The following is a 13,375-nucleotide window of genomic DNA, read 5'->3' as shown; positions in this document are numbered from 1 at the left end:
GAGTGACGTGCCCGGCCGCACCCGCTCCCGCCCCCTCCGTACCGGCCGGTGCCCTTCCACTTCCGCCCGGGAGGACGCAACCGTTGCCCAACCCTCCCCATGGGGCAACGGCGGTGCCATGATGGTGAGTTATGGCTGAGGGGGATGGTGTGGCCAACCAGGGCATTCGGATCCGGCTGGACGGTACCGCGAGCGCGAGCGACATCGGGGCGCTGCGCAAGTGGCTGGAGCGGGAGAAACCGCTCGACGAACGGGTGCGTGCGGGCGGTCTGCAGATCCAGGAGCGGCCGAGGACGGACGAGTCCGGCGCCCCGATGGGTCTCGGGATGGACATCGTCGTCCTGATCGTCGGTGCGGGTGCGGGCGCGATCGCCACGGAGCTGCTCGACCAGGTCAAGAGGGCCGTGTCGGCCTGGCGGGCCAACCGGCGCGACGTCGAGGACGGCGAACCGCCCCAGGGCAGAGTCGAGCCGGTGAACCTCGACGACAGGTAGGCCGGTGATCCGTCTCGACCCGCGAGGGCTGCCCAACAGGGCGCTGTTGGTCGGCGTGTCCGAGTACGACCTGACGGAGCCGCCGCACGGTGTGCCCGGCGACCTCCCGGCGGTCAAGCACAACGTGAACCGCCTGCGTGAAGTACTGACGCGTGGACGGGTGTTCGGCGAGCACGAGATCACGGTCGCCCGTTCGCCGTCCCTGGAGCACTTCGAGCGGGCGCTGCTCTCGGCCGCCGCGGAGGCGGAGGGGGTGCTGCTGCTCTACTTCGCCGGGCACGGCGCCATCCCCAGCGCGGGCGACGAGTTGTTCCTGCAGATGCGCAACGCGAGCGTGGTCGCGGGCGGGCACGCGGTGTTCCCGGGAGCGGAGCCCTTCACCACCGTGCTGACGATGCTGGCGACCAGCCCGGCCCGGCGGATCGTGGTGATCCTGGACTGCTGCTTCGCGGGCAACGCGGCCTGGGTCCGGGAGACCCTGAGCGACAAGCACCGCCTGCTGCTGATGATGAGCGTCCAGGCCAACCACCGTATCGACGCGGGCGACCCGCGGACGCCGACGCCGTACACCGCCGAACTCGTCCGGCTCCTCGAGGAGGAGGGCGGAACGGGCTTCCTGGACCTCTCCGAGCGGATGCGGGAACGGATGGCCGCCCGAGGCCTGAGCACCGTGCGCGGCGATGCGTGGGAGCCGCAGTGGCGCGCGGAACCCGGCGAGGACGTCCTGCTGGCGGCGAAGCCGCGTGCGCCGGAGCGGAAGACGCCGGAGGGTTCGGCGGAGCACCCTGCGAAGAGCTCCCCCGAGAAGCACCCGGACGCGGCCCCGCACCCGCACCCGCACCCGAAGAGAAGCGGCGCGGACCCGGATACGCCCGTCCCCCCGCCCGCGCCCGACGCCACCGGCCCACCACGGGCCCCGCTCACGGTCCGGCTCCTCGGCCACCTTCGCGGCCTCCCCGGGAGGGACCGGACGGGCCGACGGGCGGGCGGAACGGGCAGGACGGGCCGGCGGGGCCGCCGGGGCACCCCCTGGACCGTCCTCCTGCTCGGCCTCCTCTCCCTCGGCCTCCTCACCGCCGGCACCTACGGCGTCCTCGGGCTCGTCGGACACCTCCGGAGCGGCGGCACCGCCACCGTCTGCGCCCCGCCGCTGGAGCTGCGCGTCCTGACCGACCCGGACCTGGAGCCGACGATCCGCGCCGCCGCCGACGCCCATCTGACCTCGGCGGCGAACACCCTGGACGACGGTTGCCGGCGCACCGGCATCACCGTCTACAGCGCCGGTTCCTCCGACGTGGTCACCGCGCTGCGCAAGCAGACCGGCGCCTGGCGGGAGCCCCACGACGTGGACACCGACCGCTTCAACCCGCAGCGGGACATCGGGCCGCAGCCGGACATCTGGATCCCCGCCTCCCGTGCCGACGTCGCCCGGGTCGTGGAGGGCCAGGACACCGACGCGGTGGCCGTGCCGGAGGCCGCCGACAAGCCGCTCGCCTACTCCCCGGTCGTGCTGGCCGTCCCGCAGGCCATCGCCGCCGAGGACCTGGAGGGCCGTACCGGCCTGCCCCTGACCCGCATGATCGAGCAGTTGTCCGAGCGGGACGAGAAGGCCGTGGTGCGGCGCCCCGACCCGGAGTTCACCGATGCCGGACTGCTCGCCACGATCGGCCTGTACGGCTCGGACGTGCCCGTCGGCGCCGCCGAACACCTGGTCGCCCAGCCGGGCCCGCCCTCCCCCACCGCCGCGGAGCTGCTGTGCACCCTGCCCGACGACGAGGAGGTGGACGACCACACGGCCGCCCTGGTACCCGAGTTCCTGATGCGCAGCGGTGTCGGCTGCGACAGCACCACGCGCACCCCCCGCATGGCTCAGTACCCCATGGACGTCCCCGGTGTGGCGCCGGTGTTCGTACGGGTCCGCTGGCAGGGCGCGGACCGGGACGGGGAGGCCCGTGACGCGTCGGTCGCCGCCTTCCGGAACTGGCTGAGCGGTGCGCAGGGCGAAGCGGTGTTCGCCGGGGCGGGCTTCCGCCGTCCGTACGAATGGGAGCTGATGGACCCGGACACCGAGGTCGACGGCGTGCTGGCCGCCCCCTCCGTGCTCGAACGGTTCGCCGGGCGGGACGCGATGGAGGCTGCCCTGAAGGAGTACAAGGAGGCGGGCGGCCCGGGACGGGTGCTCTATCTGCTGGACAGCTCCGGTTCGATGACGGACCTCTGGGAAGGGCCGAGCGGCGGTCCCGGACTGCTGAAGCAGTCGCTGGGCGGCCTCGGCGGACAGGACGAGTACGGAGTGTGGGCGGTGGCGGACACCGGCGACCGGCCGTACGAGACGCTGTTGCGGCTCGGTCCGCACCGGCGGGCCGACGCCGAGCGCACCCTCGACGCCCGCGCCCGGGTCCGGGACGCCGAGGCCGACCCGCGCGACGCCCTGGACGCCGCGTTCGACACGATGGAACCGTCCGGGACGGACAGCCGGCCGCGGATGATCGTGTACATCACCGACGGTGAGGACAGCGACCAGCTCTCCCGGGACCGTCTGGGCGACGTCCTCTCCGGAGCACGGACGTCCGACGTGCCGGTGACCGTGGTGTCCCTGACGAACGGCGGCTGCGACCCGGGCCGGCCGGACCGCGAGATCGCCGACGCGAGCGGCGGGCGCTGCCTGGACAGCGGCGACGACCCCGGCACGGCCCTGCGCGACGAGGTCGCCCGCACGGGAACGGGGGAGGAATGATGACCCGGAACCGCACCCGACGCCCCACCGCCGGGCCGGTGGCCCCGCTGCTCGCCCTGCTGCTGGTCGTCGTCTGCGCCGCCTGTACCGGAGGAGGCACCCGCGGCACGGACGAAGGCGGTGGCGGCGGTGGCACCGCCGCCGGGTCCGCCGCTCCGGGCGACGTGACCGGCCACATCGTGGTCGCCAGCGGCCGGGACGTCACCGGCAAGAACGGCATACGCCAGCAGCTCATCGACGCCTGGAACCTCCGTGAACAGCGGCGGAACTCCGGCTTCCGGGCCCGCCTGGTGGAGCTTTCCGGCAGCGCCGACGAACAGCGCAGCCAGTTGCTCGGCGCCCTGCAGTCCCGCAGCGCCGCCTACGACGTGGTCAACCTGGACGTGACCTGGGTGCCGGAGTTCGCCACCGCGGACCTGATCGAACCGCTGCCCCGGAACCTGGTCGACGCCGACATCATCCCCTCCGTGGCCGGCACGGCCTGGTGGGACGGGGAGGTGTACGCGGTGCCGTTCAACAGCGACGTCGGCCTGCTGTACTACCGGCGCGACCACCTGAAGCGGGCCGGAGTCGAGCGCCCCGACCTCGGCGACGACCTCACCTGGAACGGGCTGCGGGGCCTCGTCGAGGCCCTGGACGCCCAGACCGCCCCGGACACCTACGAGAAGGGCTGGACCACCCAGCTCGCCGCCTACGAGGGCCGTACGGTCAACGCGGTGGAGGCGTTCGCGTCCGCGGTGCCGGACCTCGAGCTGGTCGACGAGAAGGGCCGCTACACCGGCGACGTCGACGAGCTGACCGACGGGATCGCGGAGCTGCGGCGCCGCACGGAGACGGCGTACACCCTCCAGGACGCCCACTCCTCCGACGAGGACGCGTCCCTGAGCGACTTCGCCGAGGGGCGCACCGCGTTCCTGCGCCACTGGCCGTCGGAGTACCGCACGCTGTACCGGACCTTCTCCGAGGATCAGCTCGGCGTCGCCCCGCTGCCCGGCCGGGCGGTGCTCGGCGGGCAGAACCTCGCGGTCACCGGTGTGTCGCAGCGCAAGGGCAAGGCGGCCGAGCTGATCCGGTTCCTCACCGGGAAGGAGAGCGAGCGCTGCCTGCTGGAGGCGGGCTTCGCGGCGACCCGCACCTCGGCCTACGAGGACAGCGGGGACGGCGAGCGGTGCACCGCGGTCGGCCCCGGGCCCTCGGCGTCCCCCACGGGCGAGGGCGCCGACCCGGTCCCGCGGGACGCGGGCGGCCGCCCCGCCTACGCCCGCGACACCCTCCTGCCGGCCCTGCAAAAGGCGGTCCACCGGCCGAGGACCCCGCTGTACGGCGCGTTCACCCAGACGTTCACCACGCGGCTCGGCCCGCTGCACGGCGACGGCGTGCCGTCGGACGAGGACCTGGCCGAACAACTGGACAAGGCCCTGCGCAAGGCGCTCCCGCACTAGGGCCTGTCCGGCGGATCGGGTCGGAGGCGGTCGGCGGTGTCCGTCCGGCCGGGGCGAGTGGGGTCCGGTGCGTTCGGCCGCAGGGCGGAGGAGGGCGCCGACGCGATGGGGCCCCTCCCCGCTCGGGCGGGGCCGGGAGCCCGGGGGAGCCGGCAACCGACGACAACGCCGCGGACGGGCGTGCCGGATTCCACGTCTTCGGCATGATCCGCCGGACAGGCCCTAGCGGACGGCGGCTTCCACCGGACTTGTGGTGCGGTGGTCCGGCTCCTCGGGGTGGGTGGCCTTGGCCGGGCCCGCGTTGGCTGCCAGGACCAGTGCGGTGACCGCGGCGACAGCCGCGACGAAGCCTCTCGCGTAACGCCTGGTGGTGCGAATGCGTTCCAGCACGGCGACCTCGCAACAGCGACGGGTACGGGTGGGGCAGGATGAATCCGCGGATGAACCTAAGGGCTGCCGGACTCGAACGGCAAGGGGCACAAAGGGGGTTGGCCGATCCCGAAGGCGCGGGTGGGCAAGTCCCGACGGATTCCCTAAGGTTGCCGGCCATGGACATAGCCGTGCTCTTCCTCGTCTTCGTCGTGATCCTCGGGATCCTGACCCTCCACAACAACGTCTCCCGGGCCGAGCGGAACATCGCGCGCCTTGAACGCAAACTCGACCTGGTGCTGCAGCACCTGGACCTGCGCGAGGAGATTCCGGGCGAGGACGGGATCGTCGCGCTCGCGCGGGAGGGAAAGACGGTCCAGGCGGTCAAGGCCTACCGCGAGGCCACCGGGGCCGGCCTGCTCGAGGCCAAGCAGGCCGTGGACCGCCTGACGTGACGGCCGGGCCCGTGACGGTGGGGCCCGTGGCGGTCAGACCCGTACCCGGCCCTGCTTCTGGATCTCCGTCAGCCGGTTGGTGCCGAACTCCACGATCACCTGGGTGACTTCGGACGCGACGTCACCGAAGCCGCCGTTGGTGAGGGTGATGGTCTCCTCACCGACCCGGACCACCGCCAGGTCCAGAGTGAGACGCGTCAGTTGATGGTCGGGTGTCTCGCCGGTCATGGTGATCCGCAGCGCCTGCCGGGCGTCCCCGGTCTCCGGCAGCGCCAGCGCGTCGACCTCGACCTTCTGGACGCCGTCCTTCCTGGCCGTGGCGGTGAACTCCCCGCACTTCTCCGGCAGTCCGCCCAGCCACTTCAGCGTGCGGTCCACCTCGGCGGGCCGGTACGCGGCCACCTGGTACCGCAGTTGGGCGCCGCTGTAGGCGTCGTCCAGGGCGACCACGGCCCGCGGCCCGGCCGACGTGCCGAACAGTTCCTCGGTGTAGAGGACGTCGAGCAGACGCCGGCAGTCGGCGTTCTTCGTGCTCGACTTGAGCAACCCGTCCCGCCAGGTGGCCACGCCCCGCGTCGGCACCCAGGGCTGCCCCAGGTCCGTCTCCGTGATCAGTGCGGCCCGCAGCTGCTCCTCGCTCAGCCCGGAGTCGGGCGACGCCGACGAGGACGGCTCGGCGACCGGTGAGGCGGCGGGCGGGGCGGGAGCGGTGGCCGAGGCGGATGCCGGGGCCGCCGGCCCGGCCGTGTCGTTCCCGAGGACGGAACAGGCTGCCGTGGTCAGCAGCGCGGACACCGACAGCACGGAGGCGAGAAGGGCGCGGGCGGCCGGGGCATGCGTCATCGGAGTGCCTCCTGGTGGAGCCGGACTGTGGATGTGGCTGCGGCTGGCTGTGCACCGGCCGCCCGGGGCCGGGGTCCGGATTCGGGTCCGGGGCGGCGACACGTGCTCATACGGCATCACCGCGCCGCCCGCCCCACCAGCGCGGCGGTCCGTCCGGGTGAGGACGACCGGGGAAAATGTCCCCGTTCCCGCCCGCCCCTGTGTGCCGCACCCCAGCCTCCGACCCCCGCCCCCCGCGCCCCGCCCTCGAAGGAGTCCTCGCCGTGCCGAACGGTCTGCCCATTCCGGTGATCATCGACTGCGACACGGGTGTCGACGACGCCCTCGCCCTGCTGTTCGCCGTCCGCCACCCCGGGATCGACCTGCGCGCGGTGACCTGCGTGGCCGGCAACACGGACGTGGACGGCGTCGTACGCAACACCCTCACCGTGCTGGAGACGGCGGGGGCGCCCGCCGTGCCCGTCGCGCGGGGCGCCGAGCGCCCGCTGGTCGAGGCCCCGCGGTCCGCGGCCCACGTCCACGGCCGCGACGGGATGGGCGACCTCGGCCTGCCCGCCCCGCGGCGCACCCCGGCCGACGTGGACGCGGTGACCCTGCTGCGCCACGAGATCCTCGCCTCCCCACGCCCGGTCACCCTGGTGCCCACCGCCCCGCTGACCAACATCGCCCTGCTGCTGCGGACGCACCCCGAGGTCACCCGCAACATCGGGCGGATCGTGTTCATGGGCGGCGCGGCGGGCGCCGGCAACGCCACCCCGGTCGCCGAGTTCAACGTCTGGCACGACCCGGAGGCCGCCGCGATCCTGCTCACCGCCGGGGTGCCGACCACGATGTACGGCCTGGACGTGTTCAACCGGGTCGTCGTCCCGGCGGCCGAGGTGCACAGGCTGCGCGCGAGCTCCGAACCGGGCACCCGCCTGGCCGGTGACCTGCTCGCCCACCGCCCTGCGGCCCCGGGCACCACGGCGGGCGGCACCGGCGGCACCGCCGTTCACGCCGCCCCCGGCGGCCCCGGCGGGGCGGCGGGCGGACTCGGCGACGCGGGCGCGCTGTGCGCGGTCGTCGACCCGGAGGGCCTGACCACCTACCGGCTCCCCGTCGAGGTCTCCCTGGCCCCCGGCCCGGCCCGCGGCCAGACCGTCGTCGACCGCCGCTCCCGCATCGGCGGGTCCGAACTCCACGAGGGCACGCGCGAGCAGGCCCTCGTGGACGTGGGACTGGACGTGGACGTCCCGCGCTACGCGAAGCTCTACCTGAAGACCGTCGAGGCGGGCGGCGGCGGAACCCGCTGAACCACCGCTGCCGGAAGCATCGGGGCCAGGTGGCGGTCGGGGCGGTCAGGCCGTGTGCGGGTACGGGCCGCGCGGCTCACCGGCGGCACCGGGCAGCGGTACCTGACGCCGGGCCACCGGACGGCCGGTCCGGCGGTGCCCGTACCGGGGGCAGGAGGGACCCCGTCCGTCCGCCGTTCTCCCGCCCGCGCCTCCTGGAACGACGGCATCGAGTGACGCGCGCCGGTCACACGTGTCCCGGGCCCCCACTGCCGAAGGCCCCGCTCGACCCGGGCAGCCAGCGCTTCCGTTGCTGATCCTTCCCCGTTCTGGTGGAGGAGTGGTGGAGCTGGTAGGGCATGAGCCGTTCGCCGTCCCTCGCAACCATCGGCATCTCGTCCGGCTCCCGCATCTCCCGCATCTCGTGGACCGCGCCGGTCTCCGGCAGGCACGGCTGCTCCTCGGGGCGTGGGCGGCGTTCCTCCTGGTCCATGACCTTCATCCCGACGCGTACGGCCCAGATCAGCGCGCCGGCCACGACCAGCCCACCGCCGAAGGCAGCGACCAGATTCAGTACGTGCTGACTTGCGGCCAGCAGTTCATACGTTGCCGTACTCATGTTCTGATTATGGCTGAGGAAATGAGATAAAGCGCCCGGAATGTCCAGTCGTCTCGTTCGGTCCTCCCGTTCGGCCGCCCCGACGGGCACGGCTCCCCGCCCTGTGACAGATTGCGACCGGCGGGAAGGCCGGGACGGGCCGTCGCGTCCCCACGTGTGCAGCTCGGGGCCCACCCCGGCCTTCCCGCGCCCGGGCCTCCCCGTGTCCGCACCTGTATGTTCCGCGCCCACCGGCACCGCGCGTGCGCTCGCCCGGTCTCGCGCCTCGGCGCCGCGCCCGGCCGGCACGTCACCCGGTACGGCCCCCGCGTCCCGCCCGCCTGGCCGCCATCCGGCACCGCCCGGCCCCGTTGCGTCGTTCGGTGGAGAGATCTGCCTGGGCCGCAGCAGTTTTTCCGCCGAGGCCATGGGAGTTTCTGTGCGGGGAACCCGCCCCCGTGGTGGCCCACAGGAAGGTGCGCACGCTCTCGGAGAGTCAGCCGTGTGCCGACGCCCGGCAGCCGGTCGATGACCGGCTCCCCCTTGCCGACCGGTTCGACGACGACCATTTCCCGGCCTGCACCATGGGCGGGGCCGCCGAACCGGTCGGAGCGACACCCGCCTTCCTCCGCGGCCTGGACGAGACGGGGCTGATCACTCCGATACGCTCGGACGGCGGTCACCGTCGCTACTCGCGTCATCAGCTGAAACTCGCCGCCAGGGTGCGCGAACTCGTCGGCCGGGGGACCCCGGCCGACGCCGCGTGCCGCATCGTCGGCCTGGAGGAGTGGCTGGAGCAGGTCGAGCGGGACTACGGGAAGCTGCGCCGGCAGGGTGAGCATTCCGTGCGCCAGCACCAGCGAAAATCTGTCGTCACTGGAGCAGAAATATAGCGTCCGTCGCGGAAATCTCTTTCTTCAAACGTGTTGACCATGCTTTTCCTCAGTGATTTTCCTCGCTTGCCGTGGATATGTTCCGTGCTAGGCTGACGTCAGTTGCAGTTGTGGTTGCCATTTTGCTACCGGTTCTCCGGGCAGGTGATCATCGCGACGATGAGGGAATTCGTAAAGTGCGCTTTCCCAGCACTGTCTCAGGAGATTTGATATGGCCACCGGTACCGTGAAGTGGTTCAACTCGGAAAAGGGCTTCGGCTTCATCGAGCAGGACGGCGGCGGCGCCGACGTCTTCGCCCACTACTCGAACATTGCCACCTCGGGCTTCCGTGAGCTCCAGGAAGGCCAGAAGGTGACCTTCGACGTCACGCAGGGCCAGAAGGGCCCGCAGGCCGAGAACATCGTTCCCGCCTGACCCGTAGTACGCGAGTACGCAGGGATTGCAGCAGGGGCCCCGCACATCAGTGCGGGGCCCCTGCTCCGTGCTGTCCTGTTGTCGTGGTCAGGCCTGCTTCGGGCCGGTCTGCTGGACCACCTCGAACGACCACAGTGTCGCGTCCGTGGCCGCGGGCCTCGGACGGTCGCCCTGTGCGCCGCCGTCACCGCCGTGCGCGGCCCGGCCGCGGCCGGCCATCCAGGCCTGGAAGTCCTCCTCGGTCCGCCAGCGGGTGTAGACCAGGTAGGTGTCGGTGCCTTCCACCGGACGGAGCAGCTCGAACCACTCGAATCCGTCCGAACCCTCCACCGCGCCCGCCCGCGCGGCGAACCGCTTTTCCAGCGTTTCCCGCTGCTCTTCCGGGACCGTGAGTACGTTGATCTTGACGATGCTCATGCCCCGATTGTCCCGCAGCAGTGGCGCGGGACGAGGGCGGGGCGGCCGTTGCCGTCGTTTCGGACGGGTGTGGTGAGCCGGAGACGGGGTCCGTCCTTTCCTTCTTCACCTCCTTCTTCACCCGTCCGGCCTGTTGTCCGGTCCGTCCCGGGCCGTTCGATTCGTTCGCGCAGGGTGGTGGCGAATCCCTCCGCCCACGTCCGGGACGCCTCCCCCGTCGCCCTCGACGTCATCGGGACGCGGCAAGCTCGGCGGAGAGCTCGGCGGCGGTCACTGACGGGCGGCTGGACAGCCGGCCCCACCGGTCCTGCAGGGGCCTGCGGGCGGCCGTCAGCCGAGGCAGATCACCAGGAGGCAGAGCTCGGTGCCGGAACCGGAACCGGTCGAACCCGGTGACTCCGGCGCGGGTGTCGAGGGGGACGGGGCGGCGGGCTGTGAGCCGCCCTGGTCGCCCGAGCCGCCGCTTCCGTCGCTGCCGCCTTCGCCTTCGCCGGAGGAATCCGCAGGTGGGGTCGTCGGACGGGTCGCCGTAGCGGTACCGGTACCGCCACCGGTACCGGAGCCGTGGGAGTCCGAGCCTGCCCGCGTGCCCGAGCCGTCGGACGAGGATGTGGTCCGCGACGGGGACGTGGCCGTCGCGGGGGCGCCGGCGGCGTCGTCCGGCCGGGTGTCCGACGCGGTGGCGGGTGCCGACGCGGTGCCGGTCGACTGCCGGTGCGCGTCGTCGTCCGGGGCCGGCTGCGGGGGCCGGTCCTGGGAGCGCCGCGTGTCCGGCGGGCTCACGGAGGACGCCGGGCCGCCGTACGGGTCCGCGGGCCCGTACGCGCCGCCCATGCCGGACACCTCGGGTGCCGTGGCGGCCTGGGCGCGGTCGCCGGAGCCCCGGTCCGTCGAGGCGAGGGTGAGCCCACCGCCGACGAAGGCCACCGCGGTGGCGACCAGGGCACGGCGCTGGGTCTTCTTCCAACGGGTCAACTGCCTCCGCCGCGCCGCCCGCCCCGTGGGCGCGGATATCGCGGACCCGCAGGCGGACACCGGGTCCGGGGCGTCCACGCTCGGGGCCGGCCCGCCCTTCTCCTCTCCCGACCCCCACTCCGACCTCGTACGGATTCCCGTACCGGCCGTCGTGCCGAAGCCCGCCGCGGGTGCGGTCGAGGTCGCCGCGCCCGGGACGGTGCGACCGCCGATGACGCTCGGCGCGATGTCGGGGGCGTAGGCGCCGCATCCGGGGCACACGAGGGCGCCGTTCAGATGCCGACGACACGTGGAGCAGTAGTCCATCCGCTGTCTTCCCGGTTGGCAGGCAGGTACCCGCCGAGCCGGGGACGGCCCGTTCGCGTTGCGCGGCGAGAGCGGGTGAAGCAAGGACAACAACGCTAACGACACCCACGAGCCGCTGTGTGCAGCCCGTGTGTCACTCCTGCGCACATTCTCTGCCCGCTTCGCGTGAATGCCGTGAGCATGTGCGCCCCTCGGTGCGCAATGCGGCCCCGACTGAATGCAATTCAGTCGGGATCCCTTGAGTCGAAGGCGGCCGAGGGCCGTGCGCGGAGTCGATTTGGGCCGTCACGACCGGAAATCGGAACCGGCGGGAGACGCTCAAGGCCCGGAAACGGCATGGCTGTTCCCGTGAAAGGCGCGGCTTGACGCTGCCGGGCCGTGCGGCGTTGGCTTGCCCACCACTTGGTCACCACGCTGCACTTCGCTTGGAAGGCACCTGATGTGAACCCCTGTACCACCCGCACCCACACCCGCAGCACCCGCGGCGCCGGCCGCACCATCCCCGCACGCCGCACGACCCGGGCGCGTCGGGGCACCACCGCCCTGACAGCCGCCCTCGCGGCCCTGTCGGTGCTCTCGCTCTCCGCGTGCGGTGCGCTCGGCACCACCGGCGCAGAGGGGGACGCCGCGTCGTCGGCCCACCGCAACGACATCACCGTGGGCCTTCTCCTCCCCGACAAGGACACGGCACGCTTCGAGAAGTTCGACCGTCCCCTCGTCCAGGAACGGGTCGGTGTCCTCACCGGCGAGGAGGGCAGGGTCGTCTACGCCAACGCCGAGGGCAGCACGGCCAAGCAGAGCGAGCAGTTCGGCCGGCTGGTCGCCGACGAGGTCGACGTGATCCTCGTGGCCGCGGTGGACGCCAAGGCCATCGGACCGGACGTGGAGAAGGCCAAGAAGGCGGGCATCCCCGTCATCGCGTACGACAGGCTCGCCGAAGGCCCGATCGACGCGTACGTGTCGCACGACAACGAACTCGTCGGCGAGGTGCAGGGCCGTGCGATCGTCGACGCGCTCGGCGGCGAGGCGGAGAACAGCAAGATCGTCATGATGAACGGTGAGCCCGCCGACCCGAACACCGCGCTGTTCAAGGCGGGCGCGATGAGCGAGTTGAACGGCAACGTGGACATAGCCGAGTCGTACGACACCGAGAAATGGCTGCCCGCGGTCGCCAAGGCGAACATGAAGAAGGCGATCAAGGCCGTGGGCGCCGACGACATCGCCGCCGTCTACGCGGCGAACGACGGCATGGCCGGAGCGGTCATCGAGGCCCTGGACGAGGCGGGCGTCTCCGACCTCCCGCCGGTGACCGGGCAGGACGCCGAGCTGGCCGCCGTGCAGCGGGTCGTCGCGGGCACGCAGTACATGACGGTGTACAAGTCGTTCCTGCTGGAGGCCGGCGGTGCCGCCGAGATGGCGGTGGCCAGGGTCCAGGGGCGGGACATCCAGTTCGACTCGCTGGCCGGTGAACGGGTCGACAGCCCGACGCAGAAGGACATCCCGTCGATGCTGGTGCCGGTGGTCGCCCTGACGCAGGACACCATCGAGGACACGGTGGTCCGGGACGGCGTCTACGACGTCGAGGACATCTGCACGGCGAAGTACCGGGCGGCCTGCGCGTCGATCGGCCTCACGCCGTAGGAGCCGCAGGCGTTGCCGGCGCCGTGGGCAGGACGGCGCCGGCCCGCTCACTGCTGGTCGGAGTACCCGATGTCTCCCACCGTCCAGGCGCTCACGTCGGCGAGCGCCACGCGGTACATGCCCCCCGTGTCCGGGATGCCGTAGCTTCCCTGGAGGATCCGGGCGACGTGGAAGTGCAGGTGGGAGGGGTGTGACGGCTCTTTGCCCCGGCCGGCCTCCGCGAACGGGACAGCGAAGTGGCCGAGCCGCGCGGAGTCGCGCAGCACCTCCGCCACGCGCTCCCGCCACAGGGCCTCGGGGGCCAGCCGTCCGGTGATGACTGCGCCGGGGGTCACCACGGTGAGTGACATCTGGCTGTCCTGGTCCGTCTCGACCATCGCGGCGACGGCGACGAGCAGGTCGTCAGGGTGCGACATGGTCGATCAGCGTAGCCGAGCCCCGGCCCGGCAGGGCGGTGCGGGTCCGGATCACTTCGACGTGGCGGCCGCCGGCCCCGCGCCGGCTCCGGCCCACCCGGTG

14 protein-coding genes are annotated in these 13,375 nt (G+C 72.7%); 8 read left to right on the top strand and 6 right to left on the bottom strand.

What is annotated here, in order from left to right:
• Nucleotides 1-131: 131 nt before the first annotated feature.
• Genes ACFWVE_RS23625 through ACFWVE_RS23615 form a run of 3 tightly spaced genes read left to right on the top strand, consistent with a single transcriptional unit; the run spans nt 132 to nt 4,673 of the window.
• Nucleotides 132-494: a hypothetical protein gene (locus ACFWVE_RS23625; RefSeq protein ID WP_384017280.1), complete on the top strand. Its 363-nt coding sequence runs from the start codon at nt 132-134 to the stop codon at nt 492-494.
• A 4-nt stretch (nt 495-498) separates the two neighbouring features.
• Nucleotides 499-3,231: a caspase family protein gene (locus tag ACFWVE_RS23620; RefSeq protein ID WP_384017277.1), complete on the top strand. Its 2,733-nt coding sequence runs from the start codon at nt 499-501 to the stop codon at nt 3,229-3,231.
• Nucleotides 3,231-4,673 carry an extracellular solute-binding protein gene (locus ACFWVE_RS23615; protein ID WP_384017274.1) on the top strand — a complete coding sequence of 481 codons (1,443 nt, stop codon included), beginning with the start codon at nt 3,231-3,233 and terminating at the stop codon, nt 4,671-4,673. The genes ACFWVE_RS23620 and ACFWVE_RS23615 overlap by 1 nt, the downstream gene beginning before the upstream one ends.
• A 222-nt stretch (nt 4,674-4,895) precedes the next feature.
• On the opposite strand, the gene ACFWVE_RS23610 is transcribed toward ACFWVE_RS23615, so the two are convergent.
• The gene (locus ACFWVE_RS23610) at nt 4,896-5,063 is read right to left on the bottom strand and encodes a hypothetical protein (protein WP_384017271.1); all 168 of its coding nucleotides are present in this window, start codon (nt 5,061-5,063) and stop codon (nt 4,896-4,898) included.
• Between the two features lie 158 nt (nt 5,064-5,221).
• On the opposite strand from ACFWVE_RS23610, the gene ACFWVE_RS23605 reads away from it, so the two are divergent.
• Nucleotides 5,222-5,497, top strand: coding sequence for a hypothetical protein (locus tag ACFWVE_RS23605; RefSeq protein WP_384017268.1), 276 nt, complete (start codon nt 5,222-5,224; stop codon nt 5,495-5,497).
• 33 nt (nt 5,498-5,530) lie between these two features.
• On the opposite strand, the gene ACFWVE_RS23600 is transcribed toward ACFWVE_RS23605, so the two are convergent.
• Nucleotides 5,531-6,340 carry a hypothetical protein gene (locus ACFWVE_RS23600; RefSeq protein WP_384017266.1) on the bottom strand — a complete coding sequence of 270 codons (810 nt, stop codon included), beginning with the start codon at nt 6,338-6,340 and terminating at the stop codon, nt 5,531-5,533.
• A gap of 263 nt (nt 6,341-6,603) precedes the next feature.
• On the opposite strand from ACFWVE_RS23600, the gene ACFWVE_RS23595 reads away from it, so the two are divergent.
• Nucleotides 6,604-7,632 (top strand): nucleoside hydrolase, encoded by a 1,029-nt coding sequence (locus ACFWVE_RS23595; protein WP_384017263.1) that lies wholly within the window; start codon nt 6,604-6,606, stop codon nt 7,630-7,632.
• Between the two features lie 226 nt (nt 7,633-7,858).
• Here ACFWVE_RS23595 and ACFWVE_RS23590 read toward each other — a convergent pair whose 3' ends face one another.
• Entirely contained in the window at nt 7,859-8,230 is a 372-nt protein-coding gene (locus ACFWVE_RS23590) for a DUF6479 family protein (protein ID WP_384017260.1), read from the bottom strand.
• Between the two features lie 437 nt (nt 8,231-8,667).
• Here ACFWVE_RS23590 and ACFWVE_RS23585 point away from each other — a divergent pair, with 437 nt between their 5' ends.
• Nucleotides 8,668-9,102: a MerR family transcriptional regulator gene (locus tag ACFWVE_RS23585; protein ID WP_384017257.1), complete on the top strand. Its 435-nt coding sequence runs from the start codon at nt 8,668-8,670 to the stop codon at nt 9,100-9,102.
• A gap of 211 nt (nt 9,103-9,313) precedes the next feature.
• Nucleotides 9,314-9,517 (top strand): cold-shock protein, encoded by a 204-nt coding sequence (locus ACFWVE_RS23580; RefSeq protein ID WP_004985680.1) that lies wholly within the window; start codon nt 9,314-9,316, stop codon nt 9,515-9,517.
• An 87-nt stretch (nt 9,518-9,604) separates the two neighbouring features.
• Here ACFWVE_RS23580 and ACFWVE_RS23575 read toward each other — a convergent pair whose 3' ends face one another.
• Entirely contained in the window at nt 9,605-9,934 is a 330-nt protein-coding gene (locus tag ACFWVE_RS23575) for an antibiotic biosynthesis monooxygenase family protein (RefSeq protein ID WP_384017253.1), read from the bottom strand.
• Nucleotides 9,935-10,264: 330 nt separating this feature from the next.
• Nucleotides 10,265-11,215, bottom strand: a complete 951-nt coding sequence (locus tag ACFWVE_RS23570; RefSeq protein WP_384017250.1) for a hypothetical protein — start codon at nt 11,213-11,215, stop codon at nt 10,265-10,267.
• 498 nt (nt 11,216-11,713) lie between these two features.
• On the opposite strand from ACFWVE_RS23570, the gene ACFWVE_RS23565 reads away from it, so the two are divergent.
• Nucleotides 11,714-12,856, top strand: a complete 1,143-nt coding sequence (locus tag ACFWVE_RS23565) for a sugar ABC transporter substrate-binding protein (RefSeq protein WP_384017319.1) — start codon at nt 11,714-11,716, stop codon at nt 12,854-12,856.
• A gap of 47 nt (nt 12,857-12,903) precedes the next feature.
• Here ACFWVE_RS23565 and ACFWVE_RS23560 read toward each other — a convergent pair whose 3' ends face one another.
• Nucleotides 12,904-13,272 (bottom strand): hypothetical protein, encoded by a 369-nt coding sequence (locus tag ACFWVE_RS23560; protein ID WP_384017247.1) that lies wholly within the window; start codon nt 13,270-13,272, stop codon nt 12,904-12,906.
• Nucleotides 13,273-13,375 lie beyond the last annotated feature (103 nt).

Origin of the sequence: Streptomyces sp. NPDC058632 (assembly GCF_042717095.1) — a bacterium.
Taxonomy (GTDB): domain Bacteria; phylum Actinomycetota; class Actinomycetes; order Streptomycetales; family Streptomycetaceae; genus Streptomyces.
Note: the sequence above shows the minus strand (reverse complement) of the source record. Positions and strands in the feature narration are given on the sequence as shown.